This is a genomic window from Massilia sp. 9I, from assembly GCF_902506415.1.
GTDB lineage: Bacteria > Pseudomonadota > Gammaproteobacteria > Burkholderiales > Burkholderiaceae_D > Telluria.
The window spans coordinates 594,240-616,900 of sequence record NZ_LR733275.1; the positions used below are offsets into that span (position 1 = coordinate 594,240).

Here is a 22,661-nt window from a genome sequence, read left to right on the forward strand (position 1 = left end):
CCGGCAGTTGCAAACTCATCAACGATTCTACGCAGCTGGCATGGTCACGCAAGCAAGATAGCAATCGTGCGCATCAGTTTTAAGTGGACCTTAAGCGAATTGTTTCCAACTCGAACTTAAAGTGTTTTCGCTAGTAAATAACGACATATTGTCGAGTTTTAATAACTTTTGATGCAGGTCGAACATCGTCATCTTCCTGCTGTTCGATACGTATAGCAAGCATGGGTTCAATGCGCGCTCAGTGCGCGTTTTCACGTGTCAGTACAACCTTGACGGTCTTCACGATGATCCAGAGGTCGAGCCACAACGACCAGTTGCGCAGGTAATCGAGGTCGTACTGGATGCGCGCTTCCATCTTGTCGAGGGTGGCCGTTTCGCCGCGCAGGCCGTTGACCTGGGCCCAGCCGGTAATGCCGGGCCGAACCTTGTGACGCAGCATGTAACCCTTGATCAGCTTGCGGTACTGCTCGTTGTGGGCCACGGCGTGCGGGCGCGGGCCCACCAGGCTCATGCGTCCCTGCAGCACGTTGATGAATTGCGGCAGCTCGTCCAGCGAGGTGCGGCGCAGGAAGCCGCCGATGGGGGTGACGCGCTGGTCGTTCTTTTGCGCCTGTACCACGTTGGCGCCGTCCTCGGTCACCGTCATCGAGCGGAATTTGTAGACATAGATTTCTTCGCCGTACAGGCCATAGCGGCGCTGGCGGAAGATGATCGGTCCCTGGGATGTCAGCTTCACCGCGATGGCGATCACCAGCATCAGGGGCGCGAGCAGCAGCAGGATGATGCTGCCGATCAGGATGTCGCTGCCGCGCTTGATCACGCTGTTGAAGCCCATGAAGGGCGTCTCGCTGATCGCGATCACCGGCATGCCGCCCACGGTGTCGAAGCGCGCCTGCATCAGGTCGAAGACGTAGACGTCCGGCAGGAAATAGACCGAGGCTGTGGTGTCCTTCAGCTCGTCGATCAGCTTGCGGATGCGCGGCTGGGCCGAGATCGGCTGGCTGATGAAGATCATCTTGATGTTGTGCTTGCGCACGTAGTGGCAGACGTCGGCCATGCCGCCCAGCACCGGATGGGCGATCTCGCTCGGACGGCGCTCGTCGTTGCGGTCTTCAAAAAAGCCGCACACTTCCATGAACAAATTCGGATGGCGCTCGCACACCTTGGCGAACTTGATGCCGACATCATTGATACCCACCACCACGATCGAGCGCACCTCGCGCGAGCGGTCGCGGCTGCCGGTGGCCTTGCGCACCGCCAGGTGGCTGACCAGGATGGTCAGCGGCGTGGCGATGAACCAGGCCAGCAGCACGCGCTCGTCGTAGAAATATTTCAGGCCGCTGGCCGAACCGAGGAAATACAGGACGGCGATGGTCAGGCACCAGCCGAACACGGTGTCGCGTGCATAGGCCAGCATGCGGCCGCTGCGCCAGGTGCGGTAAGGATCGACGTGCTGGTAGACCGAGGTCGAGATGAAGAAGGCCAGGATCATCAGCACCAGCGAGTATCCGGAAAACGGCTCGCCGTAGTACAGCGTCGCCAGATACAAGGTCCCCATGATGATCAGGGGATCGAGCACGCGCTGGAAAAACGAGATGATCGGGATGTCGTTGACCGTCATGGGCTACGTCTTCACACCTGCGTCAGAACAACACGTTCGCGTTCACCATCACGGTGTTGGCGTCGAATTTACCCAGGTTCAGCGCCTGCGAGCCGCTGCGCGCCTGGTGCTGCCACCCTGCCGACACCGCGATCTTGCGCGTGGCCTGCCAAGTCGCGCGCAGGCTGGCGGTCTTGAGCGAGTCTTCCAGCGAGCCGGAACCGCTGAAGGCGCGCCGCGCCTCGTAGGCGCGCTGCTCGTAGGCCGCGGTGGCGTCGACCTTGATCTTGCCGGTGGCCTGCCAGGTGGCGCCGACGCTGGCGCCGCGGTTCAGCGTGTAGCTGACGATGGTGCTCTCGATCGGAGCGAATTCGCGCCACACCGAGGCGTTGTAGCTGACCTTGCCGCGCGGCTGGAAATACGCGTTCAGGCGGCCGTTGAAGCCGCTGGTCTTGCCCTCCCCGAACGAGGGCTGTTCGCGCCGCACGTAGCCGCCCAGGGCCTGCAGCGTGGTCGAGCCGCCGAGATAGTAATTGACGCGCAGCTTCAGTTCATCCTGGGTGAAGTCGTCGGTCAGGCCGCTGGCGGTGGACGGACGCCGGAACGGGTACTCGCCCTTCACACGGCGCGCCACCAGGCCCACCGAGTTGCCGCTGCGCGGCCGGTACACGAGTTCCGCCTCGACGGCCTTCTCGGTGCGGTTGTTCCAGCGCTGGGTCAGGAGCTCGTATTCGTAGCGGTCACGCGTGTAGCCGGTGCGGACTTTCCAGCTCGGATGCAGCTTCCAGCCGGCGTCGAACCACTCGCGGCGGCGTTCGCGCACGTTGCGCTGGTCGCTGAAGAAGTCGGTGTACGGGGCCAGGGTGCGCTCGTACAGGGTGCCGGCCTGGCCTTCGAACTTGTTGCCCAGCTCCCAGAACCAGGTGGCCTGCAGGTCGCGGCCGTCGTAGTCGAGCTGTTTGAAGAAATCGAAACTGGTTTTCGACACCTTGGCCACCACCGCGACGCGCTGGCGGCTGATGCGCTTGTTGTAGACGACGCCGGCCTCGGCCTGGCGCCAGCGGTCGCTGCGCTTGCCGCGGAAGGCCGGACGGTTGTCCGGCACCCGCAGCAGGTTGTCGTCGTAACCCCAGCCGATGCCGCCGTAGAGCTTGAGGCCTTCTTCCTGCTGCGCGGTGTTCTGCGCGGCGGCCTGCTGGACCGGGAGGAGGAACAGTGCGCCGAGCAGGGCTGCCAGCGGGCGCAGGGTAAGGGAGCGTGAATGCATCATGTTGTTCGTCTTATCAAGAGTCATTGCGCGGGAATGCTTACTGTCTGTGCTTTACCAGAATGCCCAACTGCCGGTCGCGACCACCCAGACACCGAGCAGTCCATTGGTGACAGCGTGGGCGAGCACCGCAGACCAGAGATTGCGGTGACGCATGTACAGGAGGCTGTAGGCGACGCCGGCAACAATGCCGGCCAGCCACAGGTTGTGCTCGAAGCCGAACAGGACGACTGAGACCAGGAAACCCTTGATGCCGACCCGCGCCGGTTCGAGCGCTTCGAAGTCGGCGGAATCGACCCAGCGCATGACGAAGGAGCGCCAGAACAATTCTTCCATGACGGGCACCACCAGCGCGGCGCCGGCGATGCGGATGACGATCAGGACCCAGTCCAGCTCGCCGTTGCGGCGGGGGTCGTAGCCGGGGCTCGAGCCGACCGTCATCCAGGGCGCGTCGAGATTGATCCAGAGCACCAGCACGAGGACGCCGACGGCGAGCGAAACCAGCATTTGCCTGACGCTCGGCAGCGGGCCGCGCAGCTCGTGGTAGCCGCGCCAGTTATAGGCCAGCAGCAGCGCGACGGCGCCGATCTGCACCGGGTACAGCCAGCGCAGGTCGGCACGGGCGATGCCCGTGCGCTCCAGCATGTCGCCGAGGATGATGAAGAAGATGTAGGCGCCGAACGGCAGGATCCGCGCCCAGGCGGCGCGGCTGAAGAGAGGTGCGTCGACCGAGAACGCAGGGCTTGCTGATGGAGCGGTACGGGGATCGTTATGCTCGGTCATGTCCTTGTTGTGCAGGCGCCTGGCCTGCCTGGTTCGTTAGGCTACTCGCCCCTGGCGCGGGCTTCGATGCGCTCCCAGCGTTCGAGGGCGTCGAGCAGCAGGTCGTCGATCTCGGCATGGCGCTCGGTGATACGGCGCGCGTCGCCGGGATTCTGCTTGTAGAAGTCGGGCGAGTTCAGCATGGCTGCAATCGCGGACTGCTCATCTTCAAGAGTAGCGATCAGCTGAGGAAGTTCCTCCAGCTCCCGCTGTTCCTTGTAGCTCAACTTTACCTTTTTACCAGACCCGCTCTGTGCGGTAGATGACATTTCACCAGCTTTGGACGCGGGCTGGCCGGGGCTGGCCGACGCACTCGCTGCCGAACTCGCCATGGCCTTTTGTACCACGGGAGCAGGCCGCGCGGCCTCGCTCGCACGCGCGCGTTCCCAGTCGGTGTAGCCGCCGACGTATTCGCGCCACAGACCGTTTCCTTCAGCCACGATTACCTGTGTCACGACGTTGTCGAGGAAGGTGCGGTCGTGGCTGACGAGGAAGACCGTGCCCGTATATTCCTCAAGCAATTCCTCGAGCAATTCGAGGGTCTCGATGTCGAGGTCGTTGGTCGGTTCGTCCAGCACCAGGCAGTTGGCCGGCTTGGCGAACAGGCGCGCCAGCAGCAGGCGATTGCGCTCGCCGCCGGAGAGCGACTTCACCGGCGAACGCGCGCGTTCCGGTGCGAACAGGAAGTCGTTGAGGTAAGTCATCACGTGCTTCTTCTGGCCGTTGATCTCGACCCAGTCGCTGCCTGGCGAAATGGTGTCGGCAAGGCTCGCCTCTTCGTTCAGCTGGGCGCGCATCTGGTCGAAGTAAGCCACGTTCAGCTTGGTGCCCAGCTTGGCCGAGCCGCTGTCGGGGGTCTCGTCGCCCAGGATGATTTTCAGCAGCGTGGTCTTGCCGGCGCCATTCGGGCCGATCAGGCCGACCTTGTCGCCGCGCAGGATGGTGCCGGTGAAGTTGCTGACGATGACTTTCTCGCCGTAGGACTTGGAAATGTTTTCCAGTTCGGCGACGATCTTGCCCGAGCGCTCGCCGGTACCGACATCGAGGCGGACCGTGCCCTGCTGCTCGCGGCGCGCGGCGCGCTGCAGGCGCAGCGCTTCCAGGCGGCGCACCCTGCCCTCGTCGCGCGTGCGGCGCGCCTGCACGCCCTTGCGGATCCAGACTTCTTCCTGTGCCAGGAATTTGTCGAACTTGGCGTTCTCGACTTCCTCGTTGGCCAGCAGCTCGCGCTTGCGCTCCTGGTAGGTCGAGAAGTTGCCCGGGAAGGAAAGCAGGCGGCCGCGATCCAGCTCGAGGATGCGGGTGGCGACGTTGTCGAGGAAGCTGCGGTCGTGGGTGATGAACAGCACCGAGCCGCGGAACTCGCGCAGCAGGCCTTCCAGCCACTTGATCGAGGTGAAGTCGAGGTGGTTGGTCGGTTCGTCCAGCAGCAGGACGTCGGGGCTGGAGACCAGGGCCACGGCCAGCGCCACGCGCTTTTGCATACCGCCAGACAAGGTGCCCATCTTCGCGTCACGGTTCAGGCCGAGGCGATCCAGCGTGGTATCGACCTTGCGCGCCAGGTTCCAGCCGTCGATGGCGTCGAGCTTGAGCTGCAGCTCGTGCATGCGCTCCATCAGCGCCTCGTCGTTGTCGCCACCGAACTGGCCGGTCAGCGCTTCGTATTCGGACAGCATCGCCTGCTGCTCGCCCATGCCCCGTGCGACCGCATCGAACACGGTCGACTCGGGGTCGAACACCGGTTCCTGTTCGACGTAGGCGATCGTCACGCCTTGCTGCATGACCAAGAGGCCATCGTCGAGTTTCGAGCGGCCCGAAATGATTTTTAGCAGCGAGGACTTGCCGGTGCCGTTGCGGCCGATCAGGCCGACGCGTTCGCCGGTTTCGAGGGAAAAGTCAGCGTGGTCGAGCAGCGCGACGTGGCCGAAGGCCAGTTGCGCGGAAGTGAGGGAAATGACAGCCATGATCCGTGAACCCGCCCGCGACCGATGGGGGCGGCAGGCGCAAAATGTTGAAAGAAGCGTGCATTGTACCGACTGGCGCGCCTGAAGCGTGACGGAAGCGGTATCCAGCCCAATTCATGCTCAGGAAATTTTTTCTAATGAACAAAAAATGCTAATGTGAATGCTTTCACCACACGAGGACGATCATGTTCAAGAGACTGGCGGCGGAAGCACTGGGCATCAGCGATATCGGCGTCATCGTCGGGCCTGCGGACTACAACAAGGTCGATGCCGACGACTACCTGTTCAGCGAAGACGGCGAACAGATCTTCTTCCTCATCAAGAGCAAGAAGGACGAGTACTGCTTCACCAACCTGGCGCTGATCCATGTGGACGGCGATTCGGCGGTGTCCTCGAAGCGCTCGATCAAGCGCTACGACTATTCCTCGCACCAGATCACCAAGGTCAGCATCGAGACCGCGGGCACCCTGGATATGGACGTCGAACTCAAATTCGACCTCGACGCTGAGCACTTCTCGATCGACATCAAGAAGACCTATATCGAACAGCTGAAGGACATCTACAAGGCCTTGATCACGATCGGCAAACAGCAGCGCCGCGATGCCGTGTGCCGCGACAATGCGCTGCGTACGCTCGAGGCGACCGCGTCGGTGCACAAGCTGAATCTGGCGCCGGGTGATGGTGGACTGGTGAGCCAGTACGGGCAGCTGCTGGCGGCCCTGAACACGGCCATGCTGGATACGCATACCAAGCGCGATTTCAGCGACGTGTTCACCAAGTACATTCACAACTGATTTGACGCTGGAGCTTCATGATCAATACTGAGCGCCTCATTTTACGTAAGCACACGCTGCAAGATGCGGACGCGGTTTTTCAGCTTGCTACCGATCCGGCGGTGCTGCAGTCTATCCGCGGCGCCCCTCCATCGCGTGAAGACGCCTGGCATCGCCTGTGTCGGTATGCAGGTCATTGGAGTCTGCTCGGCTTCGGCATGTTCGCGGTATTCGAACGGACCACGAATGAATTTATCGGCGAAGTGGGTCTGGCGGACTTCCAGCGAGGTCTCGGCAAAGACTTCGATGGCGTACCTGAAGCAGCGTGGGTGTTCACCGGAAGCTCGCACGGGAAGGGCTTTGCACTGGAAGCGATGACGGCAGCGCTGGAATGGTTCGATGAACAGGCTTTGTCATCACGAAGCGTGTGCATGATCAGTCCTCACAACACCTCCTCCATCAAACTTGCGGAGAAGTTAGGATTCACGCATTACGACGGAGGGTCTTACAAGGGCAGTGACGTCAACAAATATGAGCGCTTGAGACGGTATCGCTAGGTGCATGCCTCGGCGGTGGTATTCGCGCCCAGGCTGATCTTCGGTACCGGACGCGCGGCCGATGCCTCTTCGTAGACGAGGAAGCAGTTCACCGCCTTGGCGGTGCCGGCGATGCCCTTGGGAACAAGGACTATCGCGCCCGGGCCGGACGCCTCGGTGTAGACCACGTAATCCCGGGTCAGGCCGGCGGCATCCGCGGTCGCTAAGGTCGCTGCGGGATAACCGTGTACCAGGGTGACCGTGCTGTCCTGAAGCGTCTGCGTCGTCTGGCCGTTGATCAGGAATTTTGCGTTCGACATCGTGGCGACGGTGGAAAGCGCTGCCCGTGCACTGCCCAAGGATGCGTAGCGCGCCTCGCCGGTCATGCCGGTCACCCTGGGCAGCGCAGTGGCAGCCAGCGCGCCGACGATGGCGATCACGGCGGTTGTTTCAACCAGGGTGAAGCCACCCTGGCGAGAGCATCGTCCGACATTCGATTTCATATTAAAATGACAACTTTTAAAAAGCTCATCCTAATCCGAAATCCCAGCAGGTGGCGCTCGCTTGCAAAGTGCCCGCGCCGTCAACTTCCAGTTGAATAACGAAGAAGCGCGCATGGATCGCATTAGCCAACTTCAGATACTCATCGCAAGCGATCACCGACGCATGCGCGTACTGGAAACCGTGAAAGATCTCGCCTTGCCAGACTGTTGGGTCGCCGCCGGCTTTGTCCGCAACTGCGTATGGGATCACCTGCATGCGTACACGGCGTCGCCGCTGCCGCAAGACATCGATGTCATCTGGTACGACCCACAGCAGGCGGCAGCCGAACGTGACACCGCGCTGGAGCTTGCCTTGCGCAAGCAGGACGAGACCCTGAACTGGTCGGTCAAGAACCAGGCCCGCATGCACCAGCGCAACGCGGACGCACCCTATTTATCTGCGACCGACGCCATGCGATATTGGCCTGAGACGGCGACTGCCGTTGGGATACGGCTGAGCGATGAAAACGTGGTCGAAATTGCGGCGCCTTACGGACTGACCGACTTGTTCGAACTGATCGTCAGGCCAACCGAGCGTTTCGCGACGGAGAAACATGCCCTCTATGCCGATCGTGCTCGCTCCAAAAACTGGCACACCATCTGGCCGCGGCTGAGGATTGAAACCTTGTCTTAAGGGAAAAGCGAATGCCCGGACGGGCGGAAAGTGGTGTCGCCAGCAGGAATCGAACCTGCATCTAAGTCTTAGGAGGACCTTGTACTATCCATTGTACTATGGCGACTTGCGCGTCTGCGACACATCACCTACGCATGACGCAGCCCCCTATTGTACCAGCCGTCTTGCCAAATCAGAACAGGCAAGCCACGGCATTGGCCGCCGGGACTTACTTCGGCTCATCCACCCTGAGCCGACCCTTCATCGAGGTCAGCAGCGTGATCAGGCTGGCCTTGTCCTCGGCCGGGATATCGGCCAGCATCTCTTCGATCCAGCGCTCGTGCACGGTCGCCATCTCGGCAAACGCGCTGCGGCCGGCAGGCGTCAGGCGCACGGCCCAGGCGCGGCGGTCCTGCGGGTCGGGCAGGCGCTCCACCAGTTTCTCGCGTTCCAACTGGTCGGTGATGCCGGTGATGTTGCCGCCAGTGACCATCATGCGCTTGGACAGTTCGCCCATGCGTAAACCTTGCGGATGGCGCTCGAGCTGGGCCATGAGGTCGAAGCGCGGCAAGGTGATGCCGAAGCCGGCGCGCAGCCGGACCCGGATCTCGTTCTCGATGCGCACGGTACACGACAGCATGCGTAGCCACAGCTTGAGCGACTGGTGGTGTTCCTGCCGCAGGCGGCTCGCCAGGTCGAGCTCCTGCCCGTCATCCTTGCCCTGCCCCTGGTCCTCGAGATCGGACATGTTTTCCTCAGACCGCATCCATGCGTAATTTGAACCGTTGCAGTTTACCGGTTTCGGTGCGCGGCAGCTGTTCGCGGAAGCGCACCACCCGCGGGTACTTGTAAGGCGCAATCTGCGCCTTAACGAATTCCTGCAGCGCCAGCGCGGTCTCGCCGCTCGGCGCGACGCCCGGCTTGAGCACCACATGCGCCTCGACCACCTGCCCGCGCTCCTCGTCTACCCGCCCGACCACCCCGCACTCGGCCACCGCCGGATGGTGCAGCAGCACCTCTTCGACCTCGGCGCCGGCGATGTTGTAGCCGGCCGAGATGATCATGTCGTCCAGCCGCGAGCGGTAGTAGAAGTAGCCGTCGGCATCCATTTCGTAGGCGTCGCCGGTGATGTTCCAGCCATCGTGCACGTAGTTGCGCTGGCGCGGATCATCCAGGTAGCGGCAGCCGGTCGGGCCCTTGACCGCCAGGCGCCCGATCACGCCGGGCCCGACCGGCCGGCCGTCCTCGTCGAGGATGCAGGCGACATAGCCCGGCACCGGCTTGCCGGTGGCGCCCGGACGCACCTCGTCGCCGGCGGCGGAGATGAAGATGTGCAGCATCTCGGTGGCGCCGATCCCGTCGATCATCTCCAGGCCGGTAGCAAACTTCCAGGCTTCGCGCGTGGCCACCGGCAGCGCTTCGCCGGCCGACACACTGCGGGTCAGGCTCGTGAGATCGAAGCGCGGCGCCAGCTGGGCCATCTGGCGGTAGAAAGTGGGCGCGGTGAAGCACACGGTGGCGCGCCGTTCCTGGATCGCTCCCAGCAGGGTTTCCGGCGTGAGCTTCTCGATCAATACCGCACTGGCGCCGACGCGCAGCGGGAACAGCAGCAGCCCGCCCAGCCCGAAGGTGAAGGCCAGCGGCGGCGTGCCGATGAAGACGTCGTCGATGTGCGCGCGCAGGGTATGGCGCGGGAAGCAGTCGCAGATGGCCAGCAGGTCGCGGTGGAAGTGCATGGTCCCCTTCGGCACGCCGGTGGTGCCGGAGGTGAAGCTGATCAGGCAGACGTCGTCGGCGGCCGTATCGGGCGCCGCGAAAGGCGCATCGAATGCGGCCATGCGCCGCTCCAGGGAATCGGGTGCGTCGGGCGCGTCGAACAGCAACATGGGAAGCCCGCCCGGCGCCATCGCATCGATCTCAGCGCGCAGCGCGGCTGCGCACAGGACGGCGTCGACGCGGGCGCGCTCCGCGATGGTGCCCAGTTCGCGCGCGCGCAGCAGCGGCATGGTGGGCACCGCGATGCAGCCGGCCTTGATCACGGCCAGGATGCAGGCCGCCATCATCGGGCAGTTGGCGCCGCGCAGCAGCACCCGGCTGCCGGTCGCGAGCTTCAGGTCCTGGCGCAGCACATGGGCGATGCGGTCGACCCGCGCGCGCAGCTGGGCATAGCTGAGGCGCTCGCGCGCGCCGACCAGCGCGCTGCGTTCGTCCCAGCCGCGCGCCGTGGCGCTGTCCAGCAGTTCGGCCACGCAGTTCAGGCGCGGCGGGTACTGCAGTTCGGGCAGGTCGAAGCGCAATTCAGGCCACTCGTCCAGGGGTGGCAGCTTGGCGCGGGCAAAGCCGTCGGCGTAGCCGGACGGCGCAAGTGCTGCGGAGGCGTCGGTCATGTCGGGTCCCTGTGTGAAATTCCGGCAGTGGAGCAGCAATCGCGACTTACTTTAAATCTAAAGTAATTTGCCAGCAAGCGAAATCAGGCGAGGCCTTGCGTACGCGCCTGCTGGCGCAGCACCGCCCCCAGCGCTTGCGCGAGCGCAGCCTGGACGGCGTGGGGATCGTCAATGGTAGCGGCCGCGCGCAGACGCGCCGCGCCATCCGCCAGCCCGAACGTGGCGCAACCTTCGGCCAGGCGCTCCAGGCGCGCGCTACGCTCCGGCATCGGCAGCGCCGCCAGCGCGGGCCCCGCCTCTTCCAGCTGGCGCTGCAGGCCGCCGAAGTACAGCAGCACGCGCTCCAGGGTGATGCCGAGCCGCTGCGCGACCTCGACCGGGTCTTCGTCGGGCTGCACCAGGCGCGCGAGCTGGGCCCGCACCTGGCCGGCGGCGAAAGGCTTGACGATGTAGCCGTCCGCGCCCAGGCGTCCGGCTTCGGACAGGGTCTCGGCGTCGGATGCGGCCGACACCAGCACCACCGGCAGCGTGGCGAGACCAGCGTCGGCGCGTACCCGCGCGAGCAGGCCCATGCCGTCCAGGTTCGGCATGCGCAGGTCGCAGAACAGGATGGCGGGACGCAGGCCGGCCGCCAGCTTGCGCCAGGCATCCTCGCCGTCCTCGGCCTCCACGATCTCGAACTGCCCGCAATGGTCGACCAGATGCATCAGCATCATGCGCGCCACCACGTCGTCATCCACCACCAGCACCTTCATCCAGCCTGCGCCTTATTTTTATGTGTTATCGACATTATAGGCACAGGCGGGTTCAGGACTGCTCGAAAACGCCCAGCTCCGCTTCGAGCCGGCCGATACCGGCCAGCAGGCGCGGAAGGTGGCCGGCATCCGCCGCCGCTTCCAGCTCGGCGCAAAGTAGCCCGAGCGCGCTCTCGCCCAGGTAGGCGGCGCTGCCGCGCAGGCCGTGCAGCACCCTGCCCGCCGCATCCAGGTCGCCGTCGGCGATTGCGGCATCCAGCTCGGCGCGGCGGCGCGGCAGGTCGGCGGCGAAGGCGGCCCGCAGGCGCTGCGCGAGGGCGTCGGCGGCAGGCGGCGCAGCCGGCGGCGCCTTGCTTGCCTCGGAATTCGCGGCGCCGACACCGAACAGCGCATCCAGCGTAGCGACGCTCGGCGCCGGCATCGGCGGCAGCGCGATGCCGCGCGCCAGCTGGCGCTCGATCGCGCGCGAGATCTGCTGGTGCAGCGCGTCCTCGTCGATCGGCTTGGTGAGGAAGGCGTCCATGCCGCAGGCCAGGTAGCGCGCCCGGTCCTCGCCGCTGGCATTGGCGGTCAGGGCGACGATCATCAGGTGCGGGTCGAGCACGCGCTCGTCCGGCGTGCCGCCGGCGCGGATGATGCGGGTGGCGCTGGCGCCGTCCATCTCGGGCATGCGTCCGTCCATCAGCACCAGGTCGTAGCGCGCGCGGGCGCAGGCCGCGACCGCCTGGACGCCATTGTCGGCGATGTCGATCTGGTGCCCCATCTCTTCGACCATGGTGCGGGCGATGATCTGGTTGGTCGGGAAGTCCTCGGCGCACAGGATACGCAGACGGTGCGTGTGCGGCGCGCGCTGCGCGTGCTCCACGTGCGGCGGCTCGGCGCCGTCGGCCAGCGGCAGCAGCACGCTGAAGGTGCTGCCCTTGCCCTCGAGGCTGTTGACGCCGATGGAACCACCCATCAGCGCCACCAGCTGGCGGCAGATCGCCAGGCCCAGGCCGGTGCCGCCGTAGCGGCGCGTGGTGGTGGTGTCGGCCTGCTCGAACTTCTGGAACAGGCGCGGCAGCGCGTCGGCCGGGATGCCGATACCGGTGTCGCGCACCGTGAAGCGCACCATGTTCCAGCCTTCGCCGCGCACCTGGTCCTCCAGGCGCAGCTCGGCGCCGAGCGTGATCGAGCCGGAGCGCGTGAACTTGAAAGCGTTCCCCACCAGGTTGACCAGCACCTGGCGCAAGCGGGTCGGGTCGCCCAGCACGAAGCGCGGCAGGCTCGGGTCGAAGGCCACGTCGAAGCCGACGCTCTTGCCCACCGCCTGCTCTTCGAACAGGCTGGCTACGCTTTGGATCATCGCGTGCAGATCGAAGTCGATGTTCTCGATGCTCAGCTTGCCCGCCTCGATCTTGGAGAAGTCGAGCAGGTCGTTGATGATCGCCAGCAGGGACTGTGCATTGCCCTGCCCGCGCTGGATCTGCTCGCGCGTGGTCTCGCCCAGGCTCGGATCGCGCAGCGCGAAGCCGAGCATGCCGATCACGCCGGCCAGCGGCGTGCGCATCTCGTGGCTCATGTTGGCCAGGAATTCGGATTTCTGGCGCGTCGCGTCCTCGGCGCGCTGCTTGGCCTGGCGCAGGAATTCCTCGTTCTCCTGCAGTGCGCGGTAGGCGCGCGCCAGCTCGTTGGACTGCTGGCGCACGCGCTGCTCCTGGTCGCGCAGCTCTTCGGTCTGGCGCTCGAGGATGCGGTTCTGCTGCTCGACCTGCTCGGTGCGCAGGCTGACCTGGCTGGCCAGCTGCTCCTTCTGGCGGCGCAGGCCGGACATGCGCATCCGGATCGCGGCGTACATCAGCGCCAGCACCAGGAACAGCGCGATCGCGCGGAACCAGGGCGTGCCCCAGGGCGGCGGCTCGATCGTGATCGCCAGCGCCGTCACCTGCTCGCTCCAGACCCCGTCCTTGTTGGCCGCGCGCAGGCGGAACACATAGGTACCCGGATCGAGGTTGGTGTAGGTGGCGAAGCGCTTGCCGGCGTCGCCCTGCACCCAGTCGCGGTCGAAGCCGTCGAGGCGGTAGGCGAAGCGGTTGCGCTCGGGCGCGGCGAAGTGCAGCGCCGAGAACTCGAGCGAGAACACCGAGGCGCCGGCCGGCAGGGTCACGGTTTCGGCATGCTCGACCGGGCCCTTGAGCACGCCCGGCAGCACTTCTTCGATCGGCCGGTTGAAGATGGTGAAGCCGGTGATCACCGGGCGCGGCGCCACCCGGTTGTCGCGGATCGCGCGCGGGTCGAAGGCGGTGATGCCGTTGAAGCCGCCGAAGTACAGGATGCCGTCGCGGCCGCGCACGGCCGAGGTATCGAAGAAGGCGCCTTCGGTCAGGCCGTCCGAAGCCGTGTAGTTGCGCCACCGGTTATTTACCGGATCGAAGCAGGAAATGCCGCTGGTGGTGCTGATCCACAGGCGGCCGTCGTCGTCTTCCAGGATCGCGGCCACCGCATCGTCGCCGAGGCCGTCGCGCGTGGTGTAGCGCACGAAGCTCACCGACCCATCGGCGGCCGTCACCATGCGGTTCAGGCCCACCGCGGTGCCCACCCAGACGTCGCCGCGGCTGTCCTCGAACAGGGCGTGCACCTCGTCGTGGCTCAGGCTGGCCGCATCGAAACGGTCGTGGCGGAAGTGGCGGAAGCGCCCGCTGCCGACGTCCATCAGGTCGAGGCCGTCGAAGGTGCCGATCCACATGCGGCCGCGCCGGTCCTGCAGCATCGGGCGCACGATGTCGTCGGCCAGGCTGCCGGCGCGCGCCGGGTCATGGCGCCAGCTTTCCACCGCGCGGGTGCCGGGCGCCAGCCGGTGCAGGCCGCCGCGGGTGGCGATCCAGATACTGTCGTCCGGCGTGGTGGTCAGCGAGCGCACATTGTTGGCATCGGCGTCGCCCGGCAGCGCGCGCCGCACGAAGCGGCGCGTGGCCGGGTCGAAGGTGGTGATGCCGGTGCGGCTGCCGATCCACAGCTTGCCTTCGCGGTCGCGCGCCAGCGCGGAAGCCGGGAGGTCGGCCAGGCTGTCCGGGTCGCCCGGCTGCGGGCGGTACACGGTGGCGGCGCCGGTGGCCGGATCGACGTGGTTGAGCGCCGTGCTGGTGCCGACCCACAGGCGCTCGCTGCCGCCGCCCTGGTCCACGAGCAGCGCGCGCGCCTTGTTGTCGGCTAGGGTGTCGGGCACTTCGTCGCGCCGCACGATGCGGGCAAAGCCGCCGCTGCCCATGTCCACGCGCGACACACCGGCATACCAGGTGCCGACCCAGAAGGTGCCGAGGCGGTCCCGGTACAGCGCCGAGACCTGGTTGTCGGCCAAGCTGTGGCGGTCGGTAACGGCGTGGCGGTGGTTCTCGAACTTGTCCTCGCGGCCGCGCCAGCGCAGCAGGCCATCGTCATGGGTGCCGATCCAGATCTCGTTGCCGGCGTCGCGGTACAGGGCCGTGATCCACCACGGGCCGATGCCGTCCTGGGGCCCGAAGCGCTTGACCGCGCCGGCTTCGATCCCGCTCAGGACATGCCGTTCCAGCCCGCCCAGGCGGCCGACCCACAGGCGCTGTTCGCCGTCGACCATCAGGGCGTGCACCGGATTGCCGCGCGGTCCCAGGTGCGCGGCGTGGTGCCGGATGCGCTCGCGGCCGGGCCCCAGGCTGTCGAGGCCACCGCCGGTGCCGATCCACAGGCGCCCGCTCCCGTCCAGCGCCAGCGCATTGACGTTGTCGTCGCTCAGGCTGGCGTCGTTGCCGCGCTCGTGGTGCCAGGTGGTGAAGCGGCGCAGCGCCGTGTCGAAGTGCTGCAGGCCGTCGTTGGTGCCGATCCAGAGGCCATCGCGGCCGTCGCCGACGATGGCGTTGATGTGGCGGTTGCCGTTGCCGCGCCTTGAGGTTTCCTCGGGCACGAACAGGGTGAAGCTCTGGGTCACCGGGTCGTACAGGTTGAGGCCCCCGTCGGTGCCGAGCCACAGGCGGCCGTGGCGGTCCAGGTGCAGCACGCGCACCCAGCTGTTCGACAGCGAGTTCGCCTTGCCCGGCACGCTGCGGTAGTTGATGACGCGGTAGCCGTCGAAGCGCGACAGGCCGTTCTGGGTGCCGAACCACATGAAGCCGTCGCGGTCCTGGGCCACGGCCAGCACGGTTTCCTGCGCCAGTCCCTCGGCCACCGACAGGTGCTCGAAGCGCAGCGTCGGCCGCGGCGGGCCGGCCAGCGCGCCATGGCACAGCGCCGCCAGCCACAGGCCGGCAAGGATCCGGAGCAGCGCCTTCATGCGGGGAAGAAGGCAAGCACGTCGTCGCGCCGGGCCAGGGTGTCGTGTTCGCCGAGGCGGATCAGCTCGCGCGTGTAGCTGCCTTCGAACAGCAGGTAGGACGCCAGCGCGGCGCCGCGCGTTTCCAGGGCGCCGATCCCGCCCAGCAGGGTGCGCACCGGGGCCGGCAGGTTGTGCACGTGGCGCAGCGCGATGTCGTCCAGGCGCTCGGACGGCGCGATTACCAGGAGGTCCATGCGCCGCAGCGGCAGCGCCGCGCGCGCGTCAGGCGGCACCCGTTCGAGCGTCTGGTTGACCCGCTGCAGGCGCTCGATGTCGGCCGCCAGGCTGTCGAGGAAGATCGAGGACAGCGCGTGGCCGGCGATTTGCGCCAGGCTCGGGTAGCCGCCATTGGGCAAGGGGTCGACCGCCGGTTCCGACATGCGCCCCGCCCCTACCACCAGCACCCGGGTCGCGCCCAGGTGGATCGCCGGCGCGATCGGGGCCAGCTGGCGCATCGAGCCGTCGCCGCAGTATTCGCGGCGTCCGCCCAGGTACAGCGGCACCGCTGGGAAGATGAAGGGAATGGCGCTCGACGCCAGCAGGTGCTCGACCCCGATCTGGGTCGACAGCGCCAGGCGCTGGTGGCGCTGCCAGGGCACGATCTCGCGCGCCGCCTGGTAGAAGGTGATGTGGTGGCCGCTGCTGTACGAGGACGCGGTGATCGCCAGCGCATGCAGCACGCCGTCGGCCAGCGCGGCGTCCAGGCGCGGCAGGTCCAGCACGCGGTGCAGCAGGCCGGCCAACGGGGTGTTGTCGAGCAGGGACTGGGGCGGCGCCGCACGCCACTTGCGCAGCAGCCAGCCGAACGAGAGCAGCGACAGCCAGCGCGCGCTAGAACCCAGCACGGCCAGCGAATCGGCGCGGTAGACCTGGTGCGCACTGACGCCTTCCCACACGCCGAGCAGGCCGCGCACGGCGCTGGTGAAGTCGTCGGCGCGGCAGGCCAGCGCGGTGGCGTTCAGCGCCCCGGCCGAGGTGCCGCAGATGATGTCGAAGGGAGAGCGCAGGGCCGGACGGCCCGCGTCGGCGAGAATGCGGGCGATCGCATGCATCACGCCGGCCTGATAGGCGGCGCGCGCTCCACCGCCTGTGAGGACCAGGCCTGTTTTTCCGTTGCTGTCCACCTGTCAAGGGTAGCAAAAATCGTCTATCTCTTGGGAAATAAATGCCCGTTTAGTTGGTTTTCGCCGACGTTAGGCCGAGGGGCAGGCGCAGCACCCGGCAGTAGGCCAGGTAGGCGGCATGCTCGGCCAGCGCCATGCTGAACAGCCAGAGGCCGAACCCGTAGCGAATGCTGAAGGGGTAGTCGCCCGAGCTGCCGACCGGTATTTTCTGGTGCAGCAGGAAGCTGAATGCCAGCAGGATGGCGAAGATCGCGCTCACGACCGCCCTGGCGTGCCGGCCGCGCGCCGTGGCGAACCAGGCGTACCAGAGCAGCGGATTGGCCAGCCAGGCGACGTAACCGAGCGGCACCCCGATCGGGCCCATGAGCAGCACGCCCCAGCCCGGCCAGGGAGCGTCGTTCGCAACGAAAGCAGGCGCCAGCAGGCAGGCCGCGTAGGCTACGAAGCTGGCGATGAAAAGCAGGCGTTCGGTACGCGAAAACAGGGGCGGTGCGATAGCGTCATCCATAGCGCCCGAGTGTAACGTGTCGGCAGGCCCCACAAACTTTCACATTTCCACACTCAGGCGCGGCGCCGGAGGCACACGCCCAGGAAAAAGCACAGGCTGCCGAGGATGAAGGTGAGCAGGAAGACTTCGGGCAAGAGGATCAGGGTGCTGAAGCGTTGCTCCGAACTGCCCAGCACCAGGCCGACGGCGACCCAGCCAGTCAGGGCCAGCGCCATCCCGGCGAAGAAGTCGTCGGCCGGCGCCCTCGCCTGCCCCGCCAGCACGGCGATCGCCATCCCGAGCAGCACCGCCGCACCCAGCTGGCCGGGGAAGAACAGGAGGCTTAGGGCGCACACGGCGAAGGCCAGCACGCCGAGCAGCAGCGCGTGCGGCGGCTTGCCGGCGTCGATGGCGCCGGCCCTGGTGGAAGGGATGCCGTTCATGGTCTCTCCTGTCAAGGAACCCGGACGCTGCGCACATGGCCGTCGGCGCGCAGCAGCGCCGCGTCGGCATCCGCCGAGTGCGTGCCCGGCCCGTTCTCCATGCTGCCCGCCAGCCAGCTGCCGTTCCACGGCGCCACCGAACGCACCTGGTTGTGGCGCGGCCCTTTGACCGCCGGCAGCTGCTCGCGCAGCCTGCCGTCAGGCTCCAGCACCGCCAGCAGCGGCTTCACGTCTTCGGAGATGCTGGCGCCGTTCGGGTTCTGGAAGTAGCCGCTGCTGCCGGCCACCAGCAGGCGGCCGTCCGGCAGCGAGGTGGCGTCCAGCAGCACGTCGCCGCGGTCGATGTCGAGCGTGCGGTAGCCGGCCTTGCCCTTGCTGCCGGCCGGGATCACGCTCAGCATGCCATCCCAGCCAAAGCCGTCGGGCAGGCGCACCGGCAGCACGCGGCCGACCGCGACGATGGCGTTGCCGTGCCACTTCACCGCCTTCAGTTCGAAGGGGGTGCGCGGCTCCAGGTAGCTGGTGCCGACGCGGCGCCCGTCGGCCGCCAGCTCGGTGACCAGGGCGCCGGAATACAGCTCGGCCGGCAGGCTCTCCTTGAAATGCTCGGCATGGGCTGCGGCGTATTCGGTCGGGTTCAGGTTGACGCCGACGGCGATGCGCCCGCTGGCGTCGGCGTCCAGCAGCACCTGCCACTGTTCATATAGGCCGCCGTAGGGATCGAAGGTGCCGCTGATGACCGAGCGGCCGCCGATGAAGACGCCCGGCTCGACCAGGGTGCGCCAGTTGCGCGCGAAGCCGCCGGCGCCGTAGCTGTAGCGATAGGCCAGGATCGAATTGCGGCCGGTGTGCAGGGCCATGGCCAGGTCCTCGCCGACCGGCGCCAGGCGCACGCCGTCGCGGGTCGCCTTCGGCAGCAAGGCCTTGTGGTTGGGGATCGACAGCGGATCGCTGTAGAAGGGATCGTTGGGGATCGCGGCGTCCTGGAAATCCAGCTGCGACAGCAGCACGCCGCGCCGGTCGAGGCGCAGCAGGCGCACCTCGCTGTCGGTGGCGATGACGACGCTGATCTCGCGGCTCGGGTGAACCGCGAAATCGAGCAGCGACCAGCCCGCGGGTGGATTGTAGGCGCTGGTGGCGGCGGCGCCTTCGGCGATCACCAGCCGGCGCACCGGGCGCAGCAGGGAGACGAAGGAGGGTTCCAGCGTTTCGGCCAGCGCCACCCAGCCGCTGCCGGCGCCGCGCACCTTGACGATCGCTTCGCCTGCGACGCGGTGCTCGACCGTGGTTTGGACCGGCGGCGGTGGACGGTTGTCGCCGCCGCCGCTGCCGCCGCCGGCGCCGCCATCCCCTCCTCCACCTCCGCAGGCGCTGAGCAGGGCCAGCAGGCTGGCGGCGAGAAGGGTGGAACGGGCAGTGGTCGGGCGCATGGTATTGACGATGTGAGAGCAATTCCCACATCCTAGACATGCGCCGTCATCCTTCTGTCGGAAGTTTGTCGACCAGGTATCGCTATTTGGTCATTAACTGTCCGTCTTTTTCACCGCTTTGTAACCAGGCGCTCAATCGCCTTTCGCGACGCCTTCGCGGCGCGGGTCGGCGCCGCCGTACCAGAGCGGCACGCCATGCACTTCGATGCGCTGGATGCCGTGCAGGCCCGAGGTCTGCTCGCCAAGTCGCACCTTGTGGCCGCGCGCGTTCAAGGCTTCGATAGTCGTCGAAGGGAAGCGCCCCACTTCCAGTTCGGTCGGACCGTTGCGGCTGCCGAAGTTGGGCAGCGAGATCGCTTCCTGCACGTTCAAACCCCAATCGAGCGTCCCGACCAGCACCTTGGCGACGTAGTTGATGATGGCCGGGCCACCGGGCGAGCCGACGGTCAGCACCAGCTTGCCGGTCTTGCGGTCGAACACCACGGTGGGCGACATCGCGCTGCGCGGACGCTTGCCGGCTTCGACCCGGTTGGCGATCGGCCCGTCGGCGTCACGCGAGGCGAAGGAGAAGTCGGTCAGCTGGTTGTTCAGGATGAAGCCGTCGACCATCTGGCGCGAGCCGAAGGCGTCTTCGATGGTGGTGGTCATGGCCAGGCCGGCGCCGTAGCCGTCAACCACTGCCACGTGCGAGGTGGACGGGGTTTCGATGGCGTTGTCCTTGCCCCAGTGCCAGGCCATGTCCATGCCCGGCGGCTTGCCGGCCGGCGCTTCGCCCATCGAGCGCGCGCCCACCAGCTTGGCGCGTTGCGCCAGATAAGTCTTGTCGATCAGGCTGGGCAGGCCACGGCCCGGCAGCGGCACGAAGTCGGTGTCGGCGGCGTAGCGGTTGCGGTCGGCGTAGGCCAGGCGCCCCACTTCGCTGAACACGTGCAGCGCATCCGGTCCCGGCACGCCGTTCCCAGGGGCCAGCGCCTTCATGTCCATGGTCTCGAACATGCCCAGCATCTGGGCCACGGCGATGCCTCCGGAAGAAGGCGGCGGCATGCCGCACACGGTGTAGGCACGATAATCGCTGCACACCGGCGTGCGCACCTTCGGCTGGTAGGCCGCGATGTCGGCAGCGCTCAGGAGGCCCGGGTTGGTCGGGTGACCCTGCACCTTGGCCGCGATGTCGCGCGCGATGTGGCCCTTGTAAAAGGCATCGGCGCCGCCTTCGGCGATCTCGCGCAGGGTCTTGGCCAGCGCGGGATTCTTCAGGATGTGGCCGACCGGCCAGGGCTTGCCGCCGTTGCCATAGAAGTAGCGCGCCGCCTCCGGATCCTTGCGCAGGTGGACGTCGCCGGTCAGCAGCGCATTCAGGCGCGGGCTGACGGCGAAGCCTTCTTCGGACAGCTTGATGGCCGGCGCGAACAGTGCTTTCCAAGGCAGCTTGCCGTGCTCGCGGTGGGCCAGTTCGAGCATGCGCAGCACGCCCGGCGCGCCGGTCGAGCGCCCGCCGACGATGCCTTCGGTGCGCGACAGCGGCGTGCCGTCGGGGCGCTGGAACAGGTGCTCGTCGGCCTTGCTCGGCGCGGTCTCGCGGCCGTCGAAGGCCTGGGTCTTGCGGCCGTCGTAGTGCACCAGGAAGGCGCCGCCGCCGATGCCTGAGGACTGCGGCTCGACCAGGGTCAGGACCAGCTGGGTGGCAATCGCCGCGTCGATCGCGCTGCCGCCTTGTTGCAGGATCTGGTAGCCCGCTTGCACCGCCAGCGGATTGGCCGCGGCCACCATGTATTTTTTCGCCGGCCAGCCGGCCTTGTCCTGATAGCCGGTGGCGGCTTCGGGAGCGGCCTGGCGCACGTCCTGGGCCAGCAAGGGCTGGGCGGTGAAGGCCAGTGCCAGGGCCAGGAAGGTAGCGCGCAACTTCGTGTTCTTCAAATCGTTTCTCCAGAAAGCAAACGGGCGCGCGGCTTGCGCCACGCGCCCGACATCTGCCAATCGTACAACAATTGGCAGCGCGCTTCAGGAAGCGATATGCATTTGCTTATTTCGGCTGCATGCGGATCGCGCCGTCGAGGCGGATCGTTTCGCCGTTGAGCATCACGTTTTCGATGATGGCCTTGGCCAGGTGCGCGTACTCCTTCGGCATGCCGAGGCGCGGCGGGAACGGAACCATCTTGCCCAGCGAATCGCGCACTTCCTGCGGCATACCCATCAGCATCGGGGTCTCGAAGATGCCCGGGGCGATGGTCATCACGCGGATGCCGCTGCGCGCCAGGTCGCGCGCCATCGGCAGGGTCATGCCGGCGACCGCCGCTTTCGAGGAACCGTAGGCGGCCTGGCCGATCTGGCCGTCGAAGGCCGCGACCGAGGCGGTATTGATGATGATGCCGCGCTCGCCGTATTCCGCAGCTTCGGTCTTGCCCATGGCGTCGGCCGCCAGGCGGCACATGTTGAAGGTACCGACCAGGTTGATGTTCACCGCGCGCTGGAAGGCATCCAGCGGGTGCGGACCGTCCTTGCCGACGGTCTTGACGGCCGGCGCCACGCCGGCGCAGTTGACCAGGCCGCGCAAGGTACCGAGCTTCGTCGCTGCTTCAACCACCGCCAGGCCATCGGCCTCCGAGGTGACGTCGCACTTGACGAACTGGCCACCCAGCTCGCTTGCCAGGGCCGCGCCGGCTTCGGCCTGCACGTCGGCGATGACGACCTTGCCGCCCGCTTCGGTGATCATGCGCGCGGTGGCTGCTCCAAGGCCAGACGCGCCACCGGTCACGATGAACACACTATTCTGAATCTGCATGGTTTTCCCTTTTAAAAGTTCTCGTCGCTTTTACGTTAACGTAAACGTCAAACAGCGGCATTGTAGCGAACTTTTGGCAAGAAAAACCACCTGCGGGACCGCATTCCCGTCAAATGCACTGCATGTTGGCGCCGTTGCGGGTGCACAGCCGGCCGCTGCTGCTGACCGTGGTATTGCCCGGGCCGCCGGCGTTGTAGGTGGCGCCGTTGACGTCGCTGCAGCCGCTGCCGGCACAGCCGATCACCTGGCTGGTCTGCGGGCCCACCGGGGCCGGTACGGCGGGCGTGGCCGCGCGCGGCGTCAAGGTCGGCGCGGGAGCGACGATGCGCGGCGTACTCGTGATCTGCTGCACCGCGCCCGAACGGCGCTGGGCCTGCTTCTTGTTCTGCTGCTTGCGTTCGGGCTGGCCGCGCTTTTCCTGTTCGGTCATGGGCTGCTGGTTCTGCTGCCGGGTGGGCGCTTGCGATTGTCCCTGCGGCGGCTGGCTCTCGGGCGCCGGGCGGGCCGACGGGTCGACCTCGGTCTGCTTGCTGGTGACCGGCGGCTTGCCGGCACGCTCTTCCTGCGCCTGGGGACGGGCCTCGCCTGCCGCCTGCGCGCCAGACTGGGCCGGCTCCTGCGTCGATTGCGGATTGAGCACCGGGCCGTAGCTGGCGCTGTCGGACACCGGCTTGCCGGTCGGCGGCTGCGGCGTCGCCTGGTTCTGGGCCAGCGCGCCGTTCGAGCCCAGCGCGAACAGCAGGGCAATCATGGACTTGATGGGACTCATGGTGCACCTCATGCTTGGAATTGTGGACAAACCATTATCTGCC

The 22,661-nt window shown here is 66.5% G+C and carries 19 protein-coding genes and 1 tRNA gene; 3 read left to right on the plus strand and 17 right to left on the minus strand.

All coding sequences use genetic code 11. The features are described 5' to 3' along the window. Positions 1–238: 238 nt before the first annotated feature. The 4 genes from GV068_RS02680 to GV068_RS02695 are packed head-to-tail and all read right to left on the minus strand — an operon-like array spanning position 239 to position 5,653. On the minus strand, positions 239–1,621 hold the full coding sequence (locus GV068_RS02680; protein ID WP_159695878.1) for an undecaprenyl-phosphate glucose phosphotransferase: 1,383 nt from the start codon (positions 1,619–1,621) through the stop codon (positions 239–241). 22 nt (positions 1,622–1,643) lie between these two features. Then, entirely contained in the window at positions 1,644–2,870 is a 1,227-nt protein-coding gene (gene epsL / locus GV068_RS02685; protein ID WP_229463623.1) for an XrtB/PEP-CTERM-associated polysaccharide biosynthesis outer membrane protein EpsL, read from the minus strand. 51 nt (positions 2,871–2,921) lie between these two features. After that, a complete protein-coding gene (locus GV068_RS02690; RefSeq protein ID WP_159695879.1) occupies positions 2,922–3,650 on the minus strand; it encodes a CAAX prenyl protease-related protein in 729 nt (242 codons plus the stop codon). 41 nt (positions 3,651–3,691) lie between these two features. Continuing rightward, entirely contained in the window at positions 3,692–5,653 is a 1,962-nt protein-coding gene (locus GV068_RS02695; RefSeq protein ID WP_159695880.1) for an ATP-binding cassette domain-containing protein, read from the minus strand. A 185-nt stretch (positions 5,654–5,838) separates the two neighbouring features. Here GV068_RS02695 and GV068_RS02700 point away from each other — a divergent pair, with 185 nt between their 5' ends. Both GV068_RS02700 and GV068_RS02705 read left to right on the plus strand, forming a co-directional pair. Beyond that, positions 5,839–6,447: a PH domain-containing protein gene (locus tag GV068_RS02700; RefSeq protein WP_159695881.1), complete on the plus strand. Its 609-nt coding sequence runs from the start codon at positions 5,839–5,841 to the stop codon at positions 6,445–6,447. A gap of 17 nt (positions 6,448–6,464) precedes the next feature. Beyond that, positions 6,465–6,983: a GNAT family N-acetyltransferase gene (locus GV068_RS02705; RefSeq protein WP_159695882.1), complete on the plus strand. Its 519-nt coding sequence runs from the start codon at positions 6,465–6,467 to the stop codon at positions 6,981–6,983. Here the strand turns inward: GV068_RS02705 and GV068_RS02710 are convergent. Continuing rightward, positions 6,980–7,465, minus strand: coding sequence for a type II secretion system protein (locus GV068_RS02710; protein ID WP_229463625.1), 486 nt, complete (start codon positions 7,463–7,465; stop codon positions 6,980–6,982). The two genes, GV068_RS02705 and GV068_RS02710, sit on opposite strands and share 4 nt — an antisense overlap. A gap of 61 nt (positions 7,466–7,526) precedes the next feature. Between GV068_RS02710 and GV068_RS02715 the strand changes: the two genes are divergently transcribed. After that, the gene (locus GV068_RS02715; protein WP_229463627.1) at positions 7,527–8,138 is read left to right on the plus strand and encodes a nucleotidyltransferase family protein; all 612 of its coding nucleotides are present in this window, start codon (positions 7,527–7,529) and stop codon (positions 8,136–8,138) included. A gap of 31 nt (positions 8,139–8,169) precedes the next feature. Here GV068_RS02715 and GV068_RS02720 read toward each other — a convergent pair. The 12 genes from GV068_RS02720 to GV068_RS02775 form a co-directional block, all read right to left on the minus strand. Next, a tRNA-Arg gene (locus GV068_RS02720) sits at positions 8,170–8,244 on the minus strand. A gap of 102 nt (positions 8,245–8,346) precedes the next feature. Further along, positions 8,347–8,865: a MarR family winged helix-turn-helix transcriptional regulator gene (locus GV068_RS02725; protein ID WP_159695884.1), complete on the minus strand. Its 519-nt coding sequence runs from the start codon at positions 8,863–8,865 to the stop codon at positions 8,347–8,349. A gap of 7 nt (positions 8,866–8,872) precedes the next feature. Further along, the gene (locus GV068_RS02730) at positions 8,873–10,504 is read right to left on the minus strand and encodes an AMP-binding protein (protein WP_159695885.1); all 1,632 of its coding nucleotides are present in this window, start codon (positions 10,502–10,504) and stop codon (positions 8,873–8,875) included. An 83-nt stretch (positions 10,505–10,587) separates the two neighbouring features. Further along, positions 10,588–11,259 (minus strand): response regulator, encoded by a 672-nt coding sequence (locus tag GV068_RS02735; protein WP_159695886.1) that lies wholly within the window; start codon positions 11,257–11,259, stop codon positions 10,588–10,590. A 52-nt stretch (positions 11,260–11,311) separates the two neighbouring features. After that, positions 11,312–15,541 carry a two-component regulator propeller domain-containing protein gene (locus tag GV068_RS02740; protein WP_159695887.1) on the minus strand — a complete coding sequence of 1,410 codons (4,230 nt, stop codon included), beginning with the start codon at positions 15,539–15,541 and terminating at the stop codon, positions 11,312–11,314. Further along, positions 15,538–16,683: a patatin-like phospholipase family protein gene (locus GV068_RS02745; protein ID WP_159704493.1), complete on the minus strand. Its 1,146-nt coding sequence runs from the start codon at positions 16,681–16,683 to the stop codon at positions 15,538–15,540. Before GV068_RS02745 ends, GV068_RS02740 begins: the two co-directional genes overlap by 4 nt. Positions 16,684–16,756: 73 nt before the next feature. Further along, positions 16,757–17,215: a cytochrome c oxidase subunit 3 gene (locus GV068_RS02750; protein WP_159695888.1), complete on the minus strand. Its 459-nt coding sequence runs from the start codon at positions 17,213–17,215 to the stop codon at positions 16,757–16,759. Between the two features lie 53 nt (positions 17,216–17,268). Next, entirely contained in the window at positions 17,269–17,637 is a 369-nt protein-coding gene (locus tag GV068_RS02755) for a hypothetical protein (protein WP_159695889.1), read from the minus strand. Between the two features lie 11 nt (positions 17,638–17,648). Continuing rightward, entirely contained in the window at positions 17,649–19,067 is a 1,419-nt protein-coding gene (locus GV068_RS24880; RefSeq protein ID WP_201303234.1) for a hypothetical protein, read from the minus strand. Between the two features lie 132 nt (positions 19,068–19,199). Then, complete coding sequence (ggt, locus tag GV068_RS02765; protein WP_159695890.1) at positions 19,200–20,984, minus strand: gamma-glutamyltransferase; 1,785 nt, start codon at positions 20,982–20,984, stop codon at positions 19,200–19,202. A 106-nt stretch (positions 20,985–21,090) separates the two neighbouring features. Further along, the gene (locus GV068_RS02770) at positions 21,091–21,849 is read right to left on the minus strand and encodes a 3-hydroxyacyl-CoA dehydrogenase (RefSeq protein ID WP_159695891.1); all 759 of its coding nucleotides are present in this window, start codon (positions 21,847–21,849) and stop codon (positions 21,091–21,093) included. Positions 21,850–21,958: 109 nt separating this feature from the next. Then, complete coding sequence (locus tag GV068_RS02775; protein WP_159695892.1) at positions 21,959–22,618, minus strand: hypothetical protein; 660 nt, start codon at positions 22,616–22,618, stop codon at positions 21,959–21,961. Between the last annotated feature and the right edge of the window lie 43 nt (positions 22,619–22,661).

Excerpts from the sequence above, each read along its gene's own strand:
- GV068_RS02680 (WP_159695878.1), bottom strand. The coding sequence starts at position 1,621 with ATGACGGTCAACGACATCCCGATCATCTCGTTTTTCCAGCGCGTGCTC.
- epsL (WP_229463623.1), bottom strand. The coding sequence starts at position 2,870 with ATGATGCATTCACGCTCCCTTACCCTGCGCCCGCTGGCAGCCCTGCTC.
- GV068_RS02690 (WP_159695879.1), bottom strand. The coding sequence starts at position 3,650 with ATGACCGAGCATAACGATCCCCGTACCGCTCCATCAGCAAGCCCTGCG.
- GV068_RS02695 (WP_159695880.1), bottom strand. The coding sequence starts at position 5,653 with ATGGCTGTCATTTCCCTCACTTCCGCGCAACTGGCCTTCGGCCACGTC.
- GV068_RS02700 (WP_159695881.1), top strand. The coding sequence starts at position 5,839 with ATGTTCAAGAGACTGGCGGCGGAAGCACTGGGCATCAGCGATATCGGC.
- GV068_RS02705 (WP_159695882.1), top strand. The coding sequence starts at position 6,465 with ATGATCAATACTGAGCGCCTCATTTTACGTAAGCACACGCTGCAAGAT.
- GV068_RS02710 (WP_229463625.1), bottom strand. The coding sequence starts at position 7,465 with ATGAAATCGAATGTCGGACGATGCTCTCGCCAGGGTGGCTTCACCCTG.
- GV068_RS02725 (WP_159695884.1), bottom strand. The coding sequence starts at position 8,865 with ATGTCCGATCTCGAGGACCAGGGGCAGGGCAAGGATGACGGGCAGGAG.
- GV068_RS02730 (WP_159695885.1), bottom strand. The coding sequence starts at position 10,504 with ATGACCGACGCCTCCGCAGCACTTGCGCCGTCCGGCTACGCCGACGGC.
- GV068_RS02735 (WP_159695886.1), bottom strand. The coding sequence starts at position 11,259 with ATGAAGGTGCTGGTGGTGGATGACGACGTGGTGGCGCGCATGATGCTG.
- GV068_RS02740 (WP_159695887.1), bottom strand. The coding sequence starts at position 15,541 with ATGAAGGCGCTGCTCCGGATCCTTGCCGGCCTGTGGCTGGCGGCGCTG.
- GV068_RS02750 (WP_159695888.1), bottom strand. The coding sequence starts at position 17,215 with ATGGATGACGCTATCGCACCGCCCCTGTTTTCGCGTACCGAACGCCTG.
- GV068_RS02755 (WP_159695889.1), bottom strand. The coding sequence starts at position 17,637 with ATGAACGGCATCCCTTCCACCAGGGCCGGCGCCATCGACGCCGGCAAG.
- GV068_RS24880 (WP_201303234.1), bottom strand. The coding sequence starts at position 19,067 with ATGCGCCCGACCACTGCCCGTTCCACCCTTCTCGCCGCCAGCCTGCTG.
- GV068_RS02770 (WP_159695891.1), bottom strand. The coding sequence starts at position 21,849 with ATGCAGATTCAGAATAGTGTGTTCATCGTGACCGGTGGCGCGTCTGGC.
- GV068_RS02775 (WP_159695892.1), bottom strand. The coding sequence starts at position 22,618 with ATGAGTCCCATCAAGTCCATGATTGCCCTGCTGTTCGCGCTGGGCTCG.